The organism is Nocardia sp. XZ_19_231 (genome assembly GCF_015355705.1).
Lineage (GTDB): Bacteria > Actinomycetota > Actinomycetes > Mycobacteriales > Mycobacteriaceae > Nocardia > Nocardia salmonicida.
This window is the reverse complement of sequence record NZ_JACUZI010000003.1, coordinates 521,001-543,178: the sequence shown is the minus strand read 5'-3', so window position 1 is coordinate 543,178 and position 22,178 is coordinate 521,001. Positions and strand designations below refer to the sequence as shown.

The window sequence follows — 22,178 nt, the reverse complement described above, 5'->3', positions numbered from 1 at the left end:
TGGATCAGCGGGCTGTGCTGTCCAGACTCCAGCGCGGTCGGTCGGCGACTACGCGCAGCACCACTTTGGGCGGGAGCGGGAGTTCGTGGAAGGGGGATTCGTTGGAATCCATCTGATACCCGGCGGTGTTCGGGTAGACGAGCAGGTCGCCGGTTCGTGCGCGGCGGGGGAGCGGGATACGCCGTCTGCTCAGCAGGTCGGACTCCAGACAGGTGGTGGCGCCGACGCAGGTGGGGGTGAGGTGGCCGGGGCCTTGTGGCCACAGCACGGGATCGGGGAGGTATTCGCTGTCGAACCACTGCTCGGACAGGCTGAGGCTGGTGCCGTCGACGGTGAGGATGTCGTACGGGTTTGCGTGCGCGGTTCGGGTTTTCACGCCTTGGACCCGGAAGACGGAGCTGCCCGCTCGGTCGAGGAGTGCCCGGCCGGGCTCGATCGCCAGTCGTATTCCGTTGTCGCGCAACAGGCCGGCGAGGTCGTTGTGGGCGAGTACGGCTTCGAGCATGGCCGCGCCGGGAACCGGGAAGTGGTAGGGGTAGAAGTCGCCGGGTGGGCTCGCGTGGAACCAGTTGTCGCTGACGTTGTTTCGAAACTCGGCCCACGTCGACGCATCGAGATAGTCGACGCCGAAGCCACCGCCGATCGAGATCGTATCCGCGAGATGACCGTTCGCCCGTGCGCGCCTGCAGTGCCCGACCAGCGCGGCTGCCTGCTCGGAGCGGGCAACCGCGTCGTAGCCGGAGAGATGGAAGCTGAAGCCCGACAGTGTGATCGGGCCTGCGACGGCGATGGCTTGGATCGCCTGCTCGAGTTCCATGGGATCGAGCCCGAACCGGCTGGTCGAACCTTCGGGCAATACCCGAAGCAGTACCCGAACCGGCAGACCCAGCGCGGTGAGGCGATCGAGTTCGTCGAGCGCGTCGAGAGCGATGAGCGCTCGATGCCGAGCGGCCAACCACAGCAACTCATCGGACTTCGCGGGCCCGGTGACCATCAGATCCTCGCCACGCACCCCTTGTCCCAACGCCGCGATCAGCTCGCCGGTGCTGGCGACATCGATCCCCGCGCCGTTCTCCGCGCACGCACGAGCCACGCACGCCGCCTTGTTCGCCTTCTTCCCGTAGTAGACGAACCCGTCGACCTCGCCGAATGCCGACTGAAAAGCCTTGATATTCACCGAGACCCGCTCGGGGAACAGCACATGGAACGGCCCGCCGACCGCATCGGCGATCTCCCCGAGCAGGCGGGAATCGGCGAGCAGCCGCTGTTCCATCGCATCGGTGAAGGCGGGCATCGGTGGTGCGCAGTGCGACGGCCGCCCGTCGGTTGCCGTCGGCGCCGAGTCGACGGCACGGTCCGCGATGTGCGGCGGGCTCGGCGGCACCCGCGCGTCGGTTCGGGGCGCGGCGAGCGGGGTGCTGTCCCCGGTGACCCCGGGCTGCGCACCCGTCAGTCCCACAACGGCACCTCCGTGCCGCGTCCCTCGGTAATCGCCCTGGCGGCCAGCGCGTGGGCGACCGCGATATCGGTGAGTACCAGCCCGCTGTTGTAGACGAAGATCTTCTCGTCCTCGTTGCGACGCGCCACGGCGCTGCGGGTGAGTACCTGCGGCAGTTCGGCATCCACCGACCGCAGGGTTCCGTCGGGTCCGACCATGTCGGTGCCCGTCAGTGCCATCTGCGCCGCGCTGGTGGCCACCACCCGATCGGCCTCGACCAGCGTCGACGGGGCCAGTCCGTAGCCGACCAGGACCGCCACCGAACCCGGTGCCAGATGCGAGGATTCGAGCGCCACCTCGGTGCCGGGGCCGGCCGTGGCCAGCACCACATCGGCGGACGCCGCCGCGGCGTACGGGTCGTCGACCACGTCGAGCAGCGCGTGGGGCGCCGCGTCGGCCAGGTGCGAATGCACGGCGGCCAGCCCTTCGGGATGCGTGCCGTACACCATCAGCTTGCGCAGCTGCGGGTTCGCGGCGAGCAAGTGCGGCAACGCATTACGTCCCTGGGTGCCGGTGCCGATGAGCAGCACGCTCTCCGCCCCGCGCCGGACCGTTTCGCGCACCAGCAGCGCCGACACGGCCGGCGTGCGTAACGCGCCGACCCGCGCGCAGTCCATCATCGCGATGGGGGCGCCCGTGGTGTCGTCGTAGAGGGTGATGGTCGTGTAGTACCGCTTGGTGCTGCGGTCGTGCCCGGGGTCGAATTTGTAGGAGGTCTTCATGGCCACCACGCGCCGCCGCCCGTCGCGGCCGAGCATGGCATAGGACACCGAAGAGCCGCCGGGGTCGGCGACGCTCAGCTTGCGCGGATTGTCGGATTCGCCCGCCGCGAAGGCGAGATAGGCCTCCTCCACGGCACGCACCACCTCGGCGGGGCTGATCGGCACATCGGCCAGGTCGCTGCGGGAGAGCACCCGCAGCGCGATGCCGCGGTCACGGTTGTTCAACGGATCCTCGTTCATTGGCAATACCCCGCTCTGCTGTCCGATCAGCGGCCGCCCGGAACGGGGCGACCACACGTTGGCCATACCCATTCTCGGACGACTCCTGCGCGCGCCGACGGCGTTCGGGCAGCCGGATATTGACACGCTTGAGCCAGCGGTCGGTGCCGTCGTAGCGCGCGCGGAACGGAACGCGCCCGTGTACGGCGACATCGTTGTCCACCAGCAGGAGCTCGCCGGGGGCCAGCGCGGGGGCGTGACTGACCCTGGCGAGTTCGGTGGTGAGCCTGGCGTAGGCGGCGCGGAAAACCGCGTCCGCATCGTCGATCGGGGTGTAGGCGGGATCGTAACGTGCTGTGACAGCGTCATTTTCGTCGAGCCACAGCGTGGGCAACGGTGCGAGCTGATCGAACCCGGTGCCGTAGGAGACGTCGGGCAGGATCGGCAGCGTCGGGGTGGTGAGCGTGCGCAGATCGTCGTCGGACAGGCGTACCTCTCGCACCGAGGAGACCGTGGTGGCGACCCGGTCGGGGTTGCGCAGACAGACCAGCATGAGCATGTTCGCGCGCTGAGCGTGAAAAGCGTCTTCGGTGTGCGGGCTGAGCAGGGTGGAACTGCTCGCGCCCGACTGCTCCTCCTCGTGCCCCTCGGCGGGCACGATGTTGTTGACCAGCCTGCCGTTCTGCTGCCCCTGCCAGCCGAAAGGCTCACCGGCACAACGCCCGAGCAGCAACATCGTGATATCCAGCTCGAGCGAACCGCGGTGCGCGTGCTCGGCCGCGGCCTGCCAATGTGCCGGAGTCGCACCGAATTCGGCGTCGTCGACGGGCAACCCGCGCACCACGGTCGCGCCCGCGGCGGTGGCGGGTGGTCGAACGGCGTGGCGCACGCTGTCGGGCAGTTCGCCGACGCGCTCGGTGATCTGGGCGATCAAGGCGGGGTCGTGCAGAGTGGTGGTGTGTGGTGCGTCACCTAATCGGTGGCGGATGTCGGTCGCGAGCGATCGCAGCGCCGTGGCGGCGCGGGGATCCAGCTCGCGATATTCGATGTCGTGCTGGTGAATCTTCATACGTTCGGAGAGAACGCTTTTCACCGGCTTCCCTTCTTCACATCGGTCGAACGCGGGTGATCTTCAGACTCGATGTGCGAAGGTAGTGCCTGTACACTGATTAGGCAAGACTTACCTAACGTGTCGGCGAGGGAAATAGCCGATCCATATAACCTAGCGTGCTACCCGAGCTGCCGAAGCGAACGCTGACCGGGGTGTCGTCAGGTCACTGCGGTTCGGTGACGGTCGATGTGAAGCTCCCCACTCAGTGCGACTTTTAGGCTAGCCTCGCCTGGTTTGCGGCGCCGGAAAAGGGGTTTCGGCGCTCGCGGTTCGAGGAGGCAACACGATGAGTTTCACTCGCAGGCAGCTCTTCCAGTCCGGCATCGGCGTCACCGCATTACTACTGGCCGCCGCATGCACCAGCGATGATCGATCCGCCACCGCGCAACGCGGTGGCACTCTGCGCGTCGGCGCGCTCGGCACCGCGGCCCGCAGCGAACGCGATCCGCACGCAAACCTCAGCAACGACAGCGACTTTCTCATCGCCTCGCTCGTCTACGACGCACTCACCGTTCCCGGCGCGGACCCGACCGTCGCCCCGCGCCTCGCCTCCCGCTGGGAGCCGAGCCAGGACAACCGGCGCTGGACCTTCACCATCGCCGAGGGCGCGGCCTTCCACAACGGTGCGCCGGTGACCGCCGACGATGTGGTGTGGTCGATGCGGCGCCTGCGCTCGGTCGGTGGCGCCTCGAAGATGCCGGTGGCCGAGAACGACATCGTCGCCGACGGCCCGAACCGCGTCGTGTTCACACTGTCCGCACCCAATACCCAACTGCCGCTGCTGCTTCGGCTGATGACCTTCACTGTGCCGAAGGACACCACCGACTTCGCCGCCGCGATCGGCACCGGGCCGTTCCGGCTCGAGTCCTATCAGGGCGGCAACGCCAGGCTGGTGCGCAACGAGCGTTGGCACGGCACGCCGCCCCTGCTCGACGCCATCGAGGTGACGATGTTCGACAGCGTCACCGCGCTGGGCAACGCCGCGCTGGGCGGCCAGATCGACCTCGCCTCCAACGTGGGCGCGATCGCCGGGCGTACCGCCGCGGGACGCGGTGACCTCCAGGTGATCCGGCGTGCCGACGACACCATGCTCGGTGTGGCGATGCGTGTCGCCGACGGCCCGTTCGCCGATGCCAGGGTGCGCACCGCGCTGCGTCTCGGCGTCGACCGGACCGCGCTGGTCAACCAGGTGCACTCCGGCTACGGCACCGTCGCCGCCGATGTTCTCGGCACCGCCGACCCGCTCTACGACACCGCGCTGCGTCGTGACCGCGATGTCGAGCGCGCGAAAACTCTACTGCGCGAGGCGAAGTTCGACTCCGGGCGCAGCTACCCGTTCGTGACCAAGGCCGAGGTGCCGGGCGAGGTCGAATCGGCGAAGGTGATCGCCACCCAGCTCGCCGAGATCGGCGTCCGGCTCGACGTGCAGGTGGTGGAATCGGCGGCGTTCTACGACCGGACCTGGCTCAACGCGCCGTTGTACACGGTGTCGTGGGGGACCAACGACTCGGTGGTGTTCCTGGCCGACAAGCTGATGACCTCCGGCTCCAACCGCAACGAAACCGCCTTCCGTGAAACGGAATTCGACGCCGCCGACGCGAAGGCTCTCGCCGCGTCCGGTGACGAGTACACCCGTGCGGTGCGCGAACTGCAGCGCATCGAGTTCGAGCGTGGCGGCTATCTGGTGTGGGGCATGGCCGACGGTGTCGACATCGCCGCGTCGACGGTGCGTGATCTGCCGACGCTCGGTGGGTTCGCGCGCGTTCAGCTGGAACGTGCCTGGTTGGCGTGAGTGTGATCAAAACCTTTGCCCTGCCGATGTTCCGGCGGATCGCGCTCCTGGTGACACTGCTGGCCATCGTGTTCGTCGCGGTGGATCTGCTGCCGGGCAACGCGGCACGTGCGGCGCTCGGCAGGGACGCGGATCCGGCCGCGCTCGCGGCGAAAGAGCACGAGCTCGGGCTGGATCGCGCACTGCCGGTGCAGTTCCTGGACTGGATCCGCGGGGTACTCACCGGAGACTTCGGGCAGACCGCGCGCGGGAACTCGATCGGCGCGCTGCTGGCCGACAAGTTCCCGCAGACTCTGCTGCTGGGTGGGCTCGCCTTGCTGCTGACCATCGCATTGTCGTTGGGGTTCGGCTGCTGGTGGGCGATGCGTCCGACCGCGTTCGGCTCGCGAATTCTGCAGCCTGTCAGCACGATCGCGGTGGCCGTTCCGGAATTCGTCGGCGGCACCTTGCTGATCCTGGTGTTCTCCCTGGCCACCGGGTGGCTCCCGGCCGTGACCATCACGGGCCGTTCCGGTTTTCCCCTCGGTCCCGAGATGCTGGTGCTTCCGGTGCTGGCGTTGGCGATTCCGCAGATCGGCTGGAACGCCCGAGTCGTGCGCTCGGCCCTGCTCGATGTGGGTGCCGCGCCCCATGTGGAAAGCGCGGTGCTGGACGGACTCCCCACCCGCACGATCCTGATCCGGCACATGCTGCCGTTCGCTGCGCCGACCATTGTCGCCGGGTACGCGACCTCGGTCGGGATGCTCTTCGGCGGTGCCCTGGTGGTCGAGACACTCTTCAACTATCCCGGTATCGGCGCTGTTCTCGCCGGGTCCGTCGCCGACCGTGACGCCACCATGGTGGCCGCGGTGGTCGCCCTGACGGCGATCGTCATCATGGTGCTGCTCGCCGTCGCCGACATAGTCCGGGCGTGGGCATCGAGGAGCGCGCGGTGAAGATGTCCAACTCGGGAGGTCGAGCCGTGCCGCCGATATCCAGGTGTTGGCGTTATTCGGTGGCGGGTGGTGTGGGGCTGGTTGTGCTGCTCGCGGTGGCCGGGCCGCTCTTCGCGCCCTATCCGGGGGAGAAGGCCGTCGGGATGCCGTTCGCGCAGCCGGGTGGGGACGCGCTGCTCGGGACGGATCGGCTGGGCCGCGATGTGCTCAGCCACCTGCTCACCGGCGGCACGCAGCTGCTGGCCGTCTCCGCGGTGATCGCGGTGGCGGTGACCGTGCTGTCTGCCGTCCTCGGCGCCGTCGCCGCCGTGCGCCCGCGTGCGGGCAAGGTCATCGAACTCTGCGGTGACCTGGTCATCCTGCTGCCCGCGGTCCTCGGCATCCTGCTCGTACTCACCGCATGGCCACAGGGCGGCGTCAGCGCGCTGATCGCCGTATCCCTGCTCTTCGGAGTTCCCTACTGCGCCAGAATTTTCGCGGCCTCCGCCTCGACCATCGCTGCCTCCGGCTACGTCGAATCCGCCGTTGCCAGTGGAGAGTCTCTGTCTCACTTGGTCTTCCGCGAGATACTGCCCAACCTCCGTGCGGTCTTCACCACCCAGCTCGGCCTGCGCTTCGTCGTCGCCGTCTACCTCGTCAGCACCATCGCCTTCCTCGGCGTCTCCGCCCTCGACCCCGACAACTGGGCGATCATGGTTCGAGACAATGCCTCCGGGCTGCTGTTGAATCCCTGGGCGGTGCTTGCGCCGAGCGCTGCCATCGCCATCGTGGCGGTCGGTGTGAACTTGGTGGTGACGAGTGGGCCAGGGAATCGCCAGGCCCCGAAAACCGCATCGGATGTTCTCGACGCGGGGAGCACACTCGGCGCTGAAAGGGCGGGAGTGCCTAGCCGGTCGGGGGTGTGCGGGATCTCCGTGGTGGATTCGGGTGATACGGCGGTGGTGGACGGGCTCAGCATCGTTGCCGACAGCGGAGCGGTGTTGCTGGCGCCGGTGTCGTTTCGGTTGAAATCGGGGACCGTCACCGCGCTCACCGGGGCGTCAGGGTCGGGGAAGTCGACGGCGATGCGTGCGCTGCTCGGGCATCTGCCCGCCGGTGCTGGCAGGCAGGGCGGGGTGCTCGTCGCGGGACACGATGTGTTCGCGCTCGACGCGGGCGCGCTGCGCGCATTCCGCCGTGGACAGATCGCCTATGTGGGCCAGGATCCCGGTTCCGAACTCAACCCGCTGCTTCGCGTCCGGGCAGTCCTGGCCGAGGCGGCGCCCGGCGCCTCCGCCGCCGACCGACTGGCCGTCCTCGAACAAGTGGGCCTCGACCCCACCCATCTGCGCCGCCGCTGCGCTCGGCTCTCCGGCGGCCAGCAACGCCGTGTCGCCCTGGCCCGCGCCATCCTGCGCCGTCCCCGAATCCTCGTACTCGACGAACCACTCGCGGGCCTCCACGGCACTCTTCGCACCGAAATAGCCCAGCTGATCTCGACCCTCGCCACCGAGAACCACACCACCGTCCTCCTCTCCGGCCACGACACCGAGGCGATCAACGCCATCGCCGACACCGTGATCGAGCTCCACCCGCCCGGCGATCGATCGGTGAACGTCGCTGCTGCGGTGGCTGATTCCGCCGAGGCCGCTCGTCTGTCGGCCGGGAGTTCGGTACGGGCCTCGGTCACCGGCGCCGACCGCATCGCCGACACGCGCGCCGACCTGTCGGGCGAGGTTCCGGGGAGCAGGACGGCATCTCGAACCGACCCGGCAGGGATTGCCCTGCGCGCCAAGATGATCAACGCTGACGCGGGCGGCCACAGGGTGCTCGAGAACATCGGTTTCAGCCTGCCCACAGGCGCTGCCCTTGCTGTCGTCGGTCCTTCCGGGGCGGGAAAGACCACGCTCGCACGGGTGATCGCGGGTTTGCACGCCGATGCCGTCGGATCGCTGGAGGTAGGTGGTATGCGGGTTCCGGTGGGGAGTAGGCGGCGAATCCGAGTCGGTGCCAACGGTATTCAATTCGTCCCCCAAAACCCTCGCGCCGCGTTGAACCCGCGACGCACCGTCGAACAGACCCTTGCGCGCCCCTTGCGTCGCATCGCACGCGTCCCCAGACCCGAAATCCAGCCCCGCATCACCGCCCTACTCGCTGCCGTCGACCTCCCCGCCGCCCTCGCCGACCGCCGCCCCCACCAACTCTCCGGCGGCCAACGCCAACGAGTCGCCCTGGCCCGCGCCCTCGCCGCCGACCCAGCGGTCCTGATCTGCGACGAGATCACCACCGCCCTCGACACCGACACCGCCGCCGCCATCATGTCCCTGCTCGACCGCCTCCGCGCCGACCGCGGCACCGCGGTCATCCTGATCAGCCACGACATGACCCTGGTCCGCGGCCACTGCACCGACCTCCTCGTCCTCGACCACGGCCGTATAGTCGAATCAGGCACCCCGGAAACAGTTCTCACCACCCCGACTCACCGAGCCACCGCCGCGTTACTCGGATGACACCGCCGTCGTCGAACCAGCTGCGCCGGATCCAGCGGTTTCACCTGATCTCGTACCTCGGTCCGGCCGGAATCGCGGAGAGGCGGAGCTGAGAAGTGGCTGTGAGATGTGCAGAAAGCGCGCTGGATCTGGATGATTGAACAGATGTCAGTGCAGAAGGTCGGCGTACTCGCCGCGGTGGCGATCAGCGCCCTTTTAGCGGGGTGCAGTTCGCTCGCGTCGATCCCCGATGACATGCCGCCGGGGCCGGGAGTCGCGCTGCCCGTGATCGATGTCGACGCACCCGGCCGCGCGGCCGAGCAGTTGCGCGGCTGGGCCGACGAGCAGTCCGGGGCGATCGGCATCGAACCGGTCGCGCTAGAGGCCTATGGCTACGCCGCCGCCGTTCTGGCGAAGTCGAAGCCCGAATGCGGGATCGCCTGGACCACCATCGCCGGCATCGCCAGTGTGGAGAGCGGGCACGGCACCCATCGCGGCGCGGGCGTCGACGCCGACGGGACGGTGCGCCCGGCGATCATCGGCGTCGCCCTCGACGGCACCAAGGGCAACGCCGACATCCGCGACACCGACGGCGGCAGCCTCGACGGCGACACCACCTACGACCGCGCGGTGGGCCCGCTGCAGTTCATCCCCGAAACCTGGAAGCGCTGGGGCGTCGACGCCAACGGCGACGGCGTGGCCGACCCGCAGAACATCGACGACGCCGCTCTCACCGCCGCCCGCTACCTCTGCACCCGCGGCGGCGATCTGACCTCGGCCGACGGTTGGCAGCGCGCCCTGTTCGCCTATAACCAGTCGAACAAATACATGCATGTGGTGCGCGATCGCGCCGCGATATACAGCGTCGGCCGCCGCGTGTAGTTGCACACGGGCCGGAGTGCCGGTTACTCCACACTCCGCCGAGACGATAGGCTCGGCACCGCACGGCCCTTTCCCGTGATACCTACCGTGCCTTCCGTCGTAAGGAGCAGTTTTCGTGGCCATTATCGAACAGGTCGGAGCTCGCGAGATTCTGGATTCGCGCGGCAATCCCACTGTCGAGGTCGAGATCGCCCTCGACGACGGCACCCTGACCAGGGCAGACGTACCTTCCGGTGCGTCCACCGGCGAGCACGAGGCCGTCGAGCTGCGTGACGGCGGCGACCGCTACGGCGGCAAGGGTGTGACCAAGGCTGTCGAGGGCGTCCTCGACGAGATCGCGCCCGCCATCATCGGCCTCGACGCCGTGGAGCAGCGCACCGTCGATCAGGTCCTGCTGGATCTGGACGGCACACCCGACAAGTCCCGCCTCGGCGCCAACGCCCTGCTCGGTGTATCGCTGGCCGTGGCACGCGGTGCCGCCGAGTCCTCGGGCCTCGAGTTGTTCCGCTACCTGGGCGGCCCGAACGCCCACGTGCTGCCGGTCCCGATGATGAACATCCTGAACGGTGGCGCGCACGCCGACACCGGCGTGGACGTGCAGGAATTCATGATCGCCCCGATCGGCGCGCCCACCTTCCGCGAGGCGCTGCGCTGGGGCACCGAGGTGTACCACACGCTCAAGGCCGTGCTGAAAGAAAAGGGATTGGCCACCGGTCTCGGTGATGAGGGCGGCTTCGCACCCGACGTCGCCGGCACCGTGGAGGCCCTGGATCTGATCAGCGTCGCCATCGAGCGCGCCGGTTACAAGCTGGGCACCGATATCGCGCTGGCGCTCGACGTGGCCGCCACCGAGTTCCACACCGAGGGTGAGGGCTACAAGTTCGAGGGCAAGATCCGTACTGCCGCCGAGATGGGCGAGTTCTACGCGGATCTGCTCACCCGGTACCCGCTGGTCTCCATCGAGGACCCGCTGTCGGAAGACGACTGGGACGGCTGGGTCGCGCTGACCGACGCCATCGGCGACAAGGTGCAGCTGGTTGGTGACGACCTGTTCGTCACCAACCCCGAGCGCCTCGAAGAGGGCATCGCCAAGGGCGCGGCCAACGCGCTGCTGGTGAAGGTCAACCAGATCGGCACGCTCACCGAGACCCTCGACGCCGTCGAGCTGGCGCACCGCAACGGTTACAAGACCATGATGTCGCACCGTTCGGGCGAGACCGAGGACACCACCATCGCCGACCTCGCGGTCGCCGTCGGTTCGGGCCAGATCAAGACCGGTGCCCCCGCGCGCTCCGAGCGGGTCGCCAAGTACAACCAGCTGCTGCGCATCGAGGACGCCCTCGGTGATTCGGCACGCTACGCGGGTGACGTGGCCTTCCCGCGTTTCACCGGCGAATTCTGAAGGCAGTGCAGGGGCGGTAGCGAATGACCGAGCGACGTGCGCGTGGGACCAGTCCAGGTGGACGAGGTGACCGGCGCACGTCGCGGGCCGCGCGCTCCCGCCCCAGCCTCGACACGCCCGGCCGCCCCACCGCGGCCAAGCGCCCGACGCGGCGGCACCCGCAACCCGCGGGTGCTACCCGTAAGTCCAGCGGCAAGCTGGAACGCAGCGAGCACACCATCCTCGGTCTCTCGACCGGTAAAGCGGTGATCCTGGCGGCGGTGCTGTGCGGCCTCGCGCTGACCCTGGCCGTGCCTACCCGCACCTACTTCAGTCAGCGCGCCGAAGCCGTGGCACTGTCCAAGCAGCGGACCGAACTCGAAGCCGACCTGGCCGACCTGCGCAATCGTCGTGCGCAACAACAGGATCCGGCCTACATCCGCTCCGAAGCGCGCGACCGCCTGCGCCTGGTGATGCCCGGCGAAACCCCCTACATCGTGCAGATTCCCGGCATCGAGGCACCAGCGCCGCCGCCGATGAGCACCCGAACAGCGGCGCCCGACCCCTGGTACACCGACCTGTGGCGCAGCATCTCCGAACCAGCCCCGGAAGGACCACGGTGACGACACCGAACGCCGACGACCTCGAGATCATCGCGAAGCAGTTGGGTCGCGAGCCTCGCGGCGTGCTCGAAGTCGCCTACCGCACCCCCGACGGCCTGCCCGCCGTGGTGAAGACCGCGCCACGCCTGCCCGACGGCACCCCGTTCCCCACGCTCTACTATCTGACCGACCCCCGGCTCACCGCCGAGGCGAGCAGGCAGGAATCGGCCGGGGTGATGCGCGAGATGACCGAACGCCTCGCCGCCGATCCCGACCTGGCCGCCGCCTACCGGCGCGCGCACGAGAGCTACCTGGCCGAACGCAATGAAATCGAGTCGCTCGGAACCGATTTCACCGGTGGCGGGATGCCCGACCGGGTGAAGTGCCTGCACGTGCTGATCGCGCACTCGCTCGCCAAGGGGCCCGGTCTGAACCCCTTCGGGGACGAGGCCGTTGCCCTCGCCGCCGACGCCGGTTTCCGCGGTACCGCGATCCCCGCCGACTGGCCTGCCGCCGGCACACCGGACGAACAGGCATAATCGCGGTCAGTGCCCGTGCGCGGGTCGAGACCTCTGGAGGACACCATGAGTGAGCGCATCGCCGCAGTCGACTGCGGCACCAACTCGATCCGCCTGCTGATCGCCGAGGTGGGGGCCGACGGCGGGCTCACCGACGTGCACCGGGAGATGCGCATCGTGCGCCTCGGCCAGGGGGTGGACGCCACCGGCCGTCTCGCGCCCGAAGCCATCGAACGCACGCGCCTCGCGCTGTCCGATTACGTCGATGTGATGGTGGCGCAGGGGGTTTCGCGCGTGCGCATGGTCGCCACCTCCGCCACCCGTGATGCCGCCAACCGCGACGACTTCTTCTCGATGACCCGCACCGAACTCGGCCGCGCTGTGCCCGACGCGGTCGCCGAAGTGATCACCGGCGACGAAGAGGCGCGGCTGTCCTTCGCCGGTGCCGTCGGTGAATTGTCCGCTGATGCGGGACCTTTCGTTGTGGTCGACCTCGGCGGCGGCTCGACAGAGCTGGTCGTCGGCGATGAGAACGGCGTCCAGGCAGCCTATTCCGCGGATATCGGCTGTGTCCGCATCACGGAACGCTGTTTGGCGGGCAACCCGCCCACCGCCGACCAGGTCGCTGCCGCAAGGGAATTCGCCCAGCAGAAACTCGACGAAGCCTTCGCGAAGGTCCCCGTCGACAAGGTGCACACCTGGGTCGGCGTGGCTGGAACGATGACCACGATCACCGCCGTCGCCCTCGATCTCCCCGAATACGATTCCGCGCGAGTGCATCTCACCCGTCTGAGTCTCGCCGAGGTCCACCAGGTCTGTGACCGCTTGATCGGCATGAACCACGACGAACGCGCCGCCCTCGGCCCGATGCACCCGGGCCGGGTCGACGTGATCGGCGGCGGCGCGGTGATCACCGAGGTTCTCGCCGACGAACTGTCCGAGCGCGCGGGAGTTTCCGAACTCATCGTCAGCGAACACGACATCCTCGACGGCATCGCCATGTCGATCGTGAACGCCGCGGCCTGACGTCGTTGACGTCTACGCCGGGTTCAGTGCCTCGCGCTCACGGTGACGGCATGCGATGACCGCACCGGCGCGCGGTAACGTCGACGCCGCCTGACTGGTGCGGCGGCGGGGGCCGGGCCGAGTTGGGCGATCATCTCATGCCGACGTGCGGCACTGATCAACCGGCGATCGCGGTAGGTGAGCGCGCCCTCCATCGCCCACAGCATCTCCAGTTTCAAGCCGTTCACCTCGGCCGCGCGCAGTCGTCGGTAAGCTTCGACGGCGCCGATTTCGGCGAGATCGTCGAGCGAACGCACGTCGGCGTGGGCGAGCATCACGGCGGCGGCCGCACCGAGCGCAGGCGCGTTCCCGGACCATCCGCGTACACGCAGATGTGCGTCACCCCGCACACTTTCGGCTTCATCCCAGACCGCTTCGCGTAGCGAACTCGGCGTCGATGGTGCGTCTGCGCGCGAAACGACCTGTGCGCGAGCTTGCTCGGCGACGCTGACCATCGGACGGAATCGCCGGAAGATCTGAATCTCCCCGTCGTGCCCGTGATCCCACTCGTCGAGATAGACATGGTCGGTGCCGAATCGCGTCGTGTCGAGGCGAGCCGCGTCGAGCGCCCACTGGCGGCAGTCCTCGGGAGTGCGCGCCGTGAGCACGAGCAACCCGCGTCGCCGAGAGATATGACTCGCGTCGCGGCGGTACCGGCGCTCGGCGCACCACGCGTCGAAGGCCCGCGGCTCCAGGGTGCGGTCCAATCCGAACGTCTGCCACCGCACCGTTCCCGCTGACTTACGCAGCGGCAACTGCGCTTTCAACTGGGCCGCGCCACCCTCATCGAGCCGAGTGCACCATTCCGGGACCAGCACGATGGGGTCGGCCGGGTCCGCGTCGAACGGGGTCGGCATCAGGAACTCCCGATCGATCACCAGCACGGTCCCCGGCCGAGCCTGATACGACAGCCCCCACAGCAACCGACTCAACAACCGAGCGCCGTGATCATCGCTCAACACATGCCAAGTCTCATGAAACCGATTGGTGCTGAACCGGGCATGCGTCCCCGGCCGCAGTGCGATCACCGTCCGCACGCCATCGACCGACCGCACCACATGTCGGTGCAGTTTCAAGCCGTCACTGACGGATCGGGCGTTGCCCGGGCGTTGTCTCTTCATCCCCGTAAGCAGGCCACACCTCACCGACACCGAGCAACAGGTTTATGCCGATGGCCTCAGCTGCCGGTGCGCTCGCGATGCTTGCATCCGGGCCAACAGCACGGCCGCCGTTGACCTTCTTCCAGCTCCTCCTGGGTGCGCCGAATCCGTCGTTCACGAGTCGCGTCCTGCTTCGCGTCCTCGACCCAGCAGATGAACTCGTTGCGGGCCAGCGGCGTGATGTCCTGCCAGGCAGTGAGCGCCACCGAGTTGGCGAGTAGCGCCGCGCGCAGATCGTTCGGCAACTCGTGCACCACGCCCCCGGAGACCTGTCGACTACTCATCAGTCCACGGTAGCGCGCAAGCGTTCGACCTGCGGTTACCGGGACGGGAGCTACAGATCCAGGAAGCGATACTAGACAAAATGGTTGATATGTCTCACTCTGGAGTCATGAGCACAGTGACGTCTCATTCGGTGCGGTTCGAACTCCGCTCCGGAGACACTTGGCGCGATCCCTGGTCCATGTATTCCGCACTGCGTGATCACGACCCTGTTCACCGAGTGATCCCCGCCGGGCAGGAAGACAACGACTTCTACGTGCTGTCCCGGCATGCCGACGTGTGGATGGCGGCGCGCGACCCCGCGACCTTCTCCTCCGCCTCGGGACTGACCGTCGACTACGTCGACCTGGTCGCCGCCGGGTTCGGCGCCGTCAAGCCGTTCGTCTTCATGGACCCGCCGGAGCACACCGATTTCCGGCGTCGGGTGTCACCGGGATTCACTCCGCGCCAAGTGAATTCGGTCGAGCCCGCAGTGCGCAGATTCATCGTCGAACGCATCGAGCGGCTGCGTGCGGCGGGTGGGGGCGACATCGTCAAGGACCTGTTCAAGCCGCTGCCCACCATGGTGGTCGCCCACTATCTCGGTGTGCCGGAACAGGATCACGAGAAGTTCGACGCGTGGACCGAGAACATCGTCGGTGGCGCGGTCGCGGGGGCCGGGCTTGCCGCCGGCGACCAGAACGCCTTCACCGCGGTGGGCGAAATGGTCGGCTATTTCAGTGAATTGATCGCCCGCCGCCGCGTCGAACCGGGCGACGACACCATCTCGCACCTGCTGGCCTCCGGTCTCGGCGCCGACGGTGACAACGAGGGTCTGGTCGCGATCCTCGGCTTCGCGTTCACGATGATCACCGGCGGCAACGACACCACCACCGGCAATCTCGGCGGTGCGGTCCAGCTGCTCACCGCCGCCCCCGATCAGCGACAGCTGCTCATTGACGACCCCTCGCTCATCCCGGACTCCATCGAGGAGTTCCTCCGGATGACCTCACCGGTGCAGGGCCTGGCACGCACCACCACCCGCGATGTCGAACTGCACGACACGATCATCCCGGAGGGCCGCCGCGTCCTGCTGCTCTACGGTTCGGGCAATCGCGACGAACGCGAATTCGGCTCCACCGCAGCCGAACTCGATATCCGGCGCAACCCCAAGCGCATCCTCAGCTTCAGTCACGGTCACCACCACTGCCTCGGTGCGGCCGCCGCCCGCATGCAGGCGCGCGTCGCACTCGAGGAACTACTCACCCGCTGCCCCGACTTCACCGTCGACCTCGACGCGGTGCAGTGGTCGCAGGGCAACTACGTGCGCTGGCCGGTCTCGGTGCCGTTCCGCGCCGAGGGCTCGGCGTGAGCGGCGGTGACTGGCTTGGCGCCGATCGGGCGGATCTGGCCGCCGAACGCATCATCGACGCGGCCGCCGAACTGTTCGCCGAGCACGGGGTGGCCGCGGTCGGCATGGCCGAAATCGCCAAGGCCGCAGGCTGCTCCCGCGCCACGCTGTACCGCTACTTCGACAATCGGCACGCGGTGCGTCTGGCGTTCGTGCACCGCGAGACCCGACGCATCGTCGCCCAGCTCGACGAGCGGTTCCGCGACATCGCCGACCCAGGAGAACGCATCATCGCCGCGATGCTCGGCGCGGTCGAGGAGGTCCGCGCCAACCCCCTGCTCATCGCCTGGTTCCGCCCCGCCGACTCCGGCACGGCGGGCCGCATCAGCCAGGACTCCGACGTCATCGAATCCCTGGCCGCGACCATCTTCGGCCCCGCGGACCTGACCGACCCGGAACGCAGCCGGCTGGCCCGCTGGCTCACCCGCGTCATAGTCTCGCTGCTGTCGGCTCCCGGCCGCGATGGCGCCGACGAACGGGCCATGCTCGAGGAGTTCGTCGCCCCGGTGATCACCCGCACCTTCGTCTCGCCGAACTAGAACGTGTTCTATATTTGAGGGAAAGTTCCGGCTATCCCTCGGGAGTCCAGATATGTACCAGTGGTCAGACGAAGACCTGATGTTCCGCGACGCTGTGCGCGGCTTCATCACCAAGGAGGTCACCCCGCGCGTCGACCAACTGGAGAGCGGCGCGCTGCCGCCGTTCGACATCATCCGCAAGCTGTACGCCACCTTCGGCCTGGACGAGATGGCGCGCGACGGGCTGGAGAAGGCGCTCGCCCGCGAAGAGGCCGGTACCACCGGCTCCGGTAAGTCGGGCGGCGGTTTCAGCGGTGCGGGCAGCATGGGTGTGGTCCTCAACAGTGAGCTCGCCGGCGTCAGCCTCGGTCTGGTGGCCTCCATGGGGGTGAGCCTCGGTCTCACCGTGGGCACCATCCGCAGTCGCGGCACCCTCGCGCAGAAGAAGCGCTGGCTGCCCGAACTGGTCACCATGGCGAAGGTCGGCGCCTGGGCAATCACCGAACCCGATTCGGGCTCCGACGCGTTCGGCGGCATGAAGTCCTACGTGCGCCGTGACGGCGAGGACTACATCCTCAACGGCCGCAAGACGTTCATCACCAACGGTCCGTATGCCGACGTCACCGTCGTCTACGCCAAGCTGGACGAAGAGGACGGCTCCGACCGCCGCGACCGCAAGGTGTTGCCGTTCGTACTGGACAAGGGCATGCCCGGTTTCGTGCAGAGCCCCCCGTTCAAGAAGATGGGCATGAACTCCTCGCCCACCGGCGAGCTGTTCTTCGAGAACGTCCGCATCACCCCCGACCGGCTGCTCGGCGAAACCGAGAACCCGGCCAAGGGCGACGGAAAAGACAGTGCCAAGGAGTCTTTCGCGGCCGAACGCATCGGCATCGCCTCCCTCGCGCTCGGCATCATCAACGAATGTCACCGCCTGTGCGTCGATTACGCCAAGTCCCGCACGTTGTGGGGCAAGGAGATCGCGCAGTTCCAGCTCATCCAGCTCAAGCTCGCCGAGATGGAGATCGCGCGAATCAACGTGCAGAACATGGTCTTCAACGCCATCGAGCGCACCGCCGCCGGCGACAAGGTGACCCTGGCCGAGGCCTCGGCGATGAAGCTCTACTCCTCTCGCGCCGCCACCGAGGTCGCGATGGAGGCCGTGCAGCTGTTCGGCGGCAACGGCTACATGGCCGAGTACAGGGTCGAACAATTGGCCCGCGACGCCAAGTCGCTGATGATCTACGCGGGCAGCAACGAAATCCAGGTCACCCACATCGCCAAGGGTCTGACCGCCGGGTAGGCGAGTTTATTTCCAGCTATTCGTGCAGGTAGTTCGCTCGTATACTACGAAGATGCGAATCCACCGGAATGCACTTGCCGGCGCCGTGGTGGTCGTCGCCGCGGTCGTCGCCCTCGCGCCGTCGACTTCGGCCACCCCGGCCTCCGGTGTGACCGTCGAACCGCTGACCCAGGTCGATGTCAGCGCATTCAGCCCCTTCGCCTCCTTGCCGAGCAAGTTCACTTTCCGGCGGATCACCATCGCACCCGGGGGCACCCTCGGCTGGCACTACCACGACGGCACTGTCCTCGCGGTGATCACGGCGGGCCAGGTGACCCGATACGAGACAGACTGCGTGCCGACCACGTACTCCGCGGGCCAGGGTTTGTCCGAGACCGTGGGCCCTGACCATGTCCATGTAGGCCGCAACCTCGGCAACGAGCCCGCCGAGCTGTACGTCGCGTATGTCAACCTCGCGAATGAACCCCTCTTCGTGGACGCTCCCGCCCCGGACTGCCCGTAGCCGCCGCTTCTGAGATCAGGCGCCGAGGCAGGTTTCCGCGCCGCCTGCCGCGAACGTTTCGGTGCTGCAATAAGCGGTTCTCGGGTAGTAAGGGCCCATCGTGGTGGCCGGGTCGTCGCCGGAGTCCTGGGACGCCTGGATCGAATTCGGATAGAACGCCGCGCTCGGGATCATGTTCCGCAGGAACAGCACCTTGTCCACATCGGTGCTGCCCCAGGGAATCACTGTCACGCTCGGGTCGAGACTCGCGGGCACGTCCGCGGGGGCGGCGACCACGTAGGTGTAGTAGCCGGACCCGTCGATCGCGGTCTGGAAGTCGGCCGCGCAGGCGACAACGGGGTAGGGCGAGCGCAGGTCGTTCTGACACATCGACCAATACCGCACCTGCTGACTCGGATCGGTAGGTGATTGTCCCGCACGGGTATTCGGGAAGATCGGCGCCTTGCCACGCACCACCAGCAGGCGTCCGGGCTGATAGCTGATCCGCGTTCCGATGTATTTGTTGTCGCCGTTCGGGAAGAGCCCGGAGGTGCTCGCCGGGTTGCTGAACGTCGCCTCCGGTGTGTTGCCGGGGAACGCGCCCGACGCCGCCCCGGCGATCGCCCGGTCGAAGGCGGACTTTGCCGCGTCGGCGACGGGACCGGTGTACGTAGCCGGGTCGAAGGGCTGCGCGCACGGCTGGGCGGGTACGTCGGCGCCCGCGATCGAAAGCTTCACATCGGGCAGCGCGACGCCGCCACTGAGCGAGGCCGGGTAGGTCGGAACATAGACACGGACTATGACGAAACCGATCGGCGTGCCCTGACCGTTCGCGACAGCCTGAATCTCGTTGCGGCTGTGGTCGGCCGGACCGTTGACCAACGTGGCGTGCCAGCGCCGCTGCGACGCGGGCAGCGATGCGGCGGCAGCGTCGACGAACGGGTTGGCACTGCCCGGGTCGGCGACGATCTGGTCGTCGCGCAATGTGTCCACGGTGTCGAGGTCGGTCCCGTAGGTGTTCAACGAGAAATACCGGGCGGCCGGATAGGTACCGGACAACTCGATCGAGTCACCCGGCCCCAGCGCATAGGGCATCAGCCAATACGTCGAATTCGCATCGGGGAAAGCCACATTCAGCACGGTGCTGTTGGACATGAACCGCCAAGCGCACAGCGCCGAGTCCGGCGGATCCGCGGAGGCAGGCGCGGCGAACCCCACCGCGGCCAGCACCGTTGCCACCACACAACAGACGCGAACGATCAAAGCGCCGACCGAATGCATGACGATCCCCTCGCTGAGCTCGAACCTGCGAACTATCGAAGAATCCCGCGCGTCCACGTCACCGTGGTCGGCTCGCGACCAACATAGTGCACTCCATGGCAGCGCCCCACGCCATACAGTTGCGGACCGTCGACGGTGTGTCCGGTCGTCGCCGTTCTACGGGGCTCGTCGTGGTTCCGGCATCGCGCATGCCAGCCCGTCGGCCATCCCCGTCGGCTGCACACCGAGACCCTGGTTCAGCCTGGCCCGCTGGTTCTCCCACGCGATGCTCGCCGCCAACTCGGCCAGTTGCGCCTTCGACAGGTGGGTGAGCAGCGTGTCGCGCAATTCATCGATATCGACCGCCGGAGTAACCGTCATCGCCTCGGCGAACGCGATCACCAGCTTCTCCAACTCGGAATAGGCATCACTGGTCCGATACCGAGGCAGATCGACGAGCTGCTGCTCGGTCAGCCCCGCCGTATGCGCCAGCGCCGACCCGATATCGAGACAGAACTGACAAGCCACCAGCCCCGCCGTCTTGAGCTCGGCCAACTCCTTGAGCCGAGGATCCAGCTTGTTACTGAACAACAACGCCGTCTCATAGGTCAGCGTCGCCGCCGCGATCTGCGGCCGCCGCCCGAGCCACCCCACCAGATCCCCCCGATGACGCCGCGCCTGCCCGATAACCTTGGCGTATCCCCGAACCCGCTTGACCACCCGCATCGATAACACCCCTTCGTGCCGACGATTCACCTACCGACGAACCTACGCCGAGCCCCCACCGAACCCCAGAGTGATCTGCCTCGCCTGCCAGGTGGGGGAGAGTGCGAATGCCCATCGATCCACACGCGAATGACGCCGCGACCCAGCGACCTGAGTCGTGCTGAGTGCCCCCACAGGGACTCGAACCCTGACTGTGCGGATTTTAAGTCCGCTGCCTCTGCCAATTGGGCTATAGGGGCGTCCCGGATAGCGTAGCGAATCGTACGGGTGTACCGGAATCCTGTTGGTCGACAAGGTCGGCCCGGCGTGTCGGAACAGACCACGCCGGGACCGATCATGTCATCGAAGGTGCTGGTCAGTCTGCACTCGCGCTCTTTTTGCCGAGGACCGAGTGTCGACGGCCATAGGCGAAGTAGACGGCGAAGCCGATGGCCATCCAGATCACGAAGCGCAGCCAGGTTTCCACCGAGAGGTTCACCATCAGCCACAGGCAGGCCGCGACGGCCAGGATGGGGACGAAGGGGACCAGCGGGACACGGAAGCCTCGGGGCAGGTCGGGGCGGGTGCGGCGCAGGACGATGACGCCGACCGAGACCAGCACGAAGGCGAACAGCGTGCCGATGTTCACCATTTCCTCCAGCGTGCCGAAGTCGACGAAACCGGCCAGCACGCAGCAGATCACGCCGACGATGGCGGTGAGCCGCACCGGCGTGCCGCGCTTGCCGGTGTGGGCGAGTCCGCGGGGCAGCAGACCGTCGCGCGACATCGCGAACAACACGCGGGTCTGCCCGAGGAACAACACCATCACCACGGTGGTGAGGCCGGCCAGGGCGCCGATGGAGATGACGTTCTTCGCCCAGTCCACGCCTACGATCTGGAATGCCGTTGCCAGCGTGGCATTCTCACCGGACAGTTCGGTGTAGGGCACCATGCCGGTGAGCACCAGCGTCACCGCCACGTAGAGCACGGTGACGATCACCAGCGAACCGAGGATGCCGCGCGGCACTGCCTTCTGCGGGTTCTTGGTCTCCTCGGCGGCAGTGGCCACCACGTCGAAACCGATGAACGCGAAGAACACGATGCTGGCCGCGGCGAGCAGGCCGTACCAGCCGAAGTTGGTGTCACCCGCGCCGGTGATGAACTGGAACAGCGTCTGATGCAGACCACTGGCGCTTTCCTCGGCGGGCTGCGACGGTGGGATGTAGGGGCTCAGGTTGGACGCCTTGAAATAGGTGATGCCGAGAACGAGCACCAGCGCGATGACCGCGAGCTTGATCGCCACGGCGACCGCCGACACCCGCGAGGACACCTTGGTGCCGACGGCGAGCAGCACACCGAGCACGGCGAGCAGTAGCACCGCGCCCCAGTCGAAGGTGATCGAACCTAATTGCACAGTGGCGGACTCGAATCCGAAAACCGTGCCGAGATACTGCGACCAGCCTTTCGCGACCACCGACGCGGCGAGCGCGAATTCCAGGATCAGGTCCCAGCCGATGATCCACGCCACCAATTCACCGAAGGTGGCATAGGAATAGGTATAGGCACTACCGGCAACGGGCACGGTCGAAGCGAATTCCGCATAACAGACCGCGGTGAGACCACAGGCGATCGCCGCGAAAACGAAGGCCAGCGAGACCGACGGCCCGGCCACATTGCCCGCGGTCCGCGCGGTGAGGGTGAAGATGCCCGCACCGACGACAACGGCGACGCCGAAGATCGTGAGATCCCAGGCCGTCAGATCTTTGCGGAGTTTGGATTCGGGATCGTCGGTATCGAGAATCGACTGCTCGACGGATTTGGTGCGGAACAACCCGCCCCAGCGGCTGGGCGATCGGCCCACGCCTGGAGCGTCCTGCGGTGTCGGCACG

20 protein-coding genes and 1 tRNA gene are annotated in these 22,178 nt (G+C 67.5%); 12 read left to right on the top strand and 9 right to left on the bottom strand.

Translation table 11 applies throughout. The features are described from left to right. Positions 1–4: 4 nt before the first annotated feature. The 3 genes from IBJ82_RS15800 to IBJ82_RS15790 are packed head-to-tail and all read right to left on the bottom strand — an operon-like array spanning position 5 to position 3,508. A complete protein-coding gene (locus IBJ82_RS15800) occupies positions 5–1,459 on the bottom strand; it encodes an alanine racemase (protein WP_370585328.1) in 1,455 nt (484 codons plus the stop codon). Continuing rightward, a complete protein-coding gene (locus IBJ82_RS15795; protein ID WP_194826665.1) occupies positions 1,450–2,460 on the bottom strand; it encodes an ornithine cyclodeaminase family protein in 1,011 nt (336 codons plus the stop codon). The genes IBJ82_RS15800 and IBJ82_RS15795 overlap by 10 nt, the downstream gene beginning before the upstream one ends. After that, on the bottom strand, positions 2,432–3,508 hold the full coding sequence (locus tag IBJ82_RS15790) for a TauD/TfdA family dioxygenase (RefSeq protein WP_194826664.1): 1,077 nt from the start codon (positions 3,506–3,508) through the stop codon (positions 2,432–2,434). Before IBJ82_RS15790 ends, IBJ82_RS15795 begins: the two co-directional genes overlap by 29 nt. A gap of 328 nt (positions 3,509–3,836) precedes the next feature. On the opposite strand from IBJ82_RS15790, the gene IBJ82_RS15785 reads away from it, so the two are divergent. The 8 genes from IBJ82_RS15785 to IBJ82_RS15750 all read left to right on the top strand — a co-directional run bounded on the left by IBJ82_RS15785 (position 3,837) and on the right by IBJ82_RS15750 (position 13,154). Beyond that, complete coding sequence (locus tag IBJ82_RS15785) at positions 3,837–5,342, top strand: ABC transporter substrate-binding protein (protein ID WP_194826663.1); 1,506 nt, start codon at positions 3,837–3,839, stop codon at positions 5,340–5,342. Further along, positions 5,339–6,277, top strand: a complete 939-nt coding sequence (locus tag IBJ82_RS15780) for an ABC transporter permease (RefSeq protein WP_370585327.1) — start codon at positions 5,339–5,341, stop codon at positions 6,275–6,277. The genes IBJ82_RS15785 and IBJ82_RS15780 overlap by 4 nt, the downstream gene beginning before the upstream one ends. Next, on the top strand, positions 6,253–8,766 hold the full coding sequence (locus IBJ82_RS15775) for an ATP-binding cassette domain-containing protein (RefSeq protein WP_194826662.1): 2,514 nt from the start codon (positions 6,253–6,255) through the stop codon (positions 8,764–8,766). The genes IBJ82_RS15780 and IBJ82_RS15775 overlap by 25 nt, the downstream gene beginning before the upstream one ends. A 144-nt stretch (positions 8,767–8,910) precedes the next feature. Then, entirely contained in the window at positions 8,911–9,627 is a 717-nt protein-coding gene (locus IBJ82_RS15770; protein WP_194826661.1) for a lytic transglycosylase domain-containing protein, read from the top strand. 115 nt (positions 9,628–9,742) lie between these two features. Further along, on the top strand, positions 9,743–11,029 hold the full coding sequence (gene eno / locus IBJ82_RS15765; RefSeq protein WP_194826660.1) for a phosphopyruvate hydratase: 1,287 nt from the start codon (positions 9,743–9,745) through the stop codon (positions 11,027–11,029). Between the two features lie 23 nt (positions 11,030–11,052). Then, entirely contained in the window at positions 11,053–11,631 is a 579-nt protein-coding gene (locus tag IBJ82_RS15760; protein WP_194826659.1) for a septum formation initiator family protein, read from the top strand. After that, positions 11,628–12,149 carry a DUF501 domain-containing protein gene (locus IBJ82_RS15755; protein WP_194826658.1) on the top strand — a complete coding sequence of 174 codons (522 nt, stop codon included), beginning with the start codon at positions 11,628–11,630 and terminating at the stop codon, positions 12,147–12,149. Before IBJ82_RS15760 ends, IBJ82_RS15755 begins: the two co-directional genes overlap by 4 nt. Before the next feature lie 45 nt (positions 12,150–12,194). Beyond that, positions 12,195–13,154 (top strand): Ppx/GppA phosphatase family protein, encoded by a 960-nt coding sequence (locus IBJ82_RS15750; protein ID WP_194826657.1) that lies wholly within the window; start codon positions 12,195–12,197, stop codon positions 13,152–13,154. A 23-nt stretch (positions 13,155–13,177) separates the two neighbouring features. On the opposite strand, the gene IBJ82_RS15745 is transcribed toward IBJ82_RS15750, so the two are convergent. Both IBJ82_RS15745 and IBJ82_RS15740 read right to left on the bottom strand, forming a co-directional pair. Further along, entirely contained in the window at positions 13,178–14,155 is a 978-nt protein-coding gene (locus tag IBJ82_RS15745; protein WP_194826656.1) for a TfoX/Sxy family DNA transformation protein, read from the bottom strand. A gap of 215 nt (positions 14,156–14,370) precedes the next feature. Beyond that, positions 14,371–14,637: a YdeI/OmpD-associated family protein gene (locus IBJ82_RS15740; protein WP_194826655.1), complete on the bottom strand. Its 267-nt coding sequence runs from the start codon at positions 14,635–14,637 to the stop codon at positions 14,371–14,373. Positions 14,638–14,744: 107 nt separating this feature from the next. Here IBJ82_RS15740 and IBJ82_RS15735 point away from each other — a divergent pair, with 107 nt between their 5' ends. The 4 genes from IBJ82_RS15735 to IBJ82_RS15720 are packed head-to-tail and all read left to right on the top strand — an operon-like array spanning position 14,745 to position 18,345. Beyond that, positions 14,745–15,986 (top strand): cytochrome P450, encoded by a 1,242-nt coding sequence (locus tag IBJ82_RS15735; protein ID WP_194826654.1) that lies wholly within the window; start codon positions 14,745–14,747, stop codon positions 15,984–15,986. Next, positions 15,983–16,564, top strand: a complete 582-nt coding sequence (locus IBJ82_RS15730) for a TetR/AcrR family transcriptional regulator (protein ID WP_194826653.1) — start codon at positions 15,983–15,985, stop codon at positions 16,562–16,564. The genes IBJ82_RS15735 and IBJ82_RS15730 overlap by 4 nt, the downstream gene beginning before the upstream one ends. Positions 16,565–16,616: 52 nt before the next feature. Continuing rightward, the gene (locus IBJ82_RS15725) at positions 16,617–17,843 is read left to right on the top strand and encodes an acyl-CoA dehydrogenase family protein (RefSeq protein WP_194826652.1); all 1,227 of its coding nucleotides are present in this window, start codon (positions 16,617–16,619) and stop codon (positions 17,841–17,843) included. Positions 17,844–17,895: 52 nt separating this feature from the next. Continuing rightward, the gene (locus IBJ82_RS15720) at positions 17,896–18,345 is read left to right on the top strand and encodes a cupin domain-containing protein (protein ID WP_194826651.1); all 450 of its coding nucleotides are present in this window, start codon (positions 17,896–17,898) and stop codon (positions 18,343–18,345) included. Between the two features lie 15 nt (positions 18,346–18,360). On the opposite strand, the gene IBJ82_RS15715 is transcribed toward IBJ82_RS15720, so the two are convergent. From IBJ82_RS15715 to IBJ82_RS15700, 4 genes are all read right to left on the bottom strand, one after another. Then, positions 18,361–19,605: a hypothetical protein gene (locus IBJ82_RS15715; RefSeq protein ID WP_228537145.1), complete on the bottom strand. Its 1,245-nt coding sequence runs from the start codon at positions 19,603–19,605 to the stop codon at positions 18,361–18,363. Between the two features lie 156 nt (positions 19,606–19,761). Continuing rightward, on the bottom strand, positions 19,762–20,310 hold the full coding sequence (locus tag IBJ82_RS15710; protein WP_194826650.1) for a carboxymuconolactone decarboxylase family protein: 549 nt from the start codon (positions 20,308–20,310) through the stop codon (positions 19,762–19,764). A gap of 165 nt (positions 20,311–20,475) precedes the next feature. Further along, positions 20,476–20,549 (bottom strand) — tRNA-Leu (locus tag IBJ82_RS15705). Between the two features lie 116 nt (positions 20,550–20,665). Beyond that, on the bottom strand, positions 20,666–22,177 hold the full coding sequence (locus IBJ82_RS15700) for an APC family permease (protein ID WP_370585326.1): 1,512 nt from the start codon (positions 22,175–22,177) through the stop codon (positions 20,666–20,668). Position 22,178: the final 1 nt, after the last annotated feature.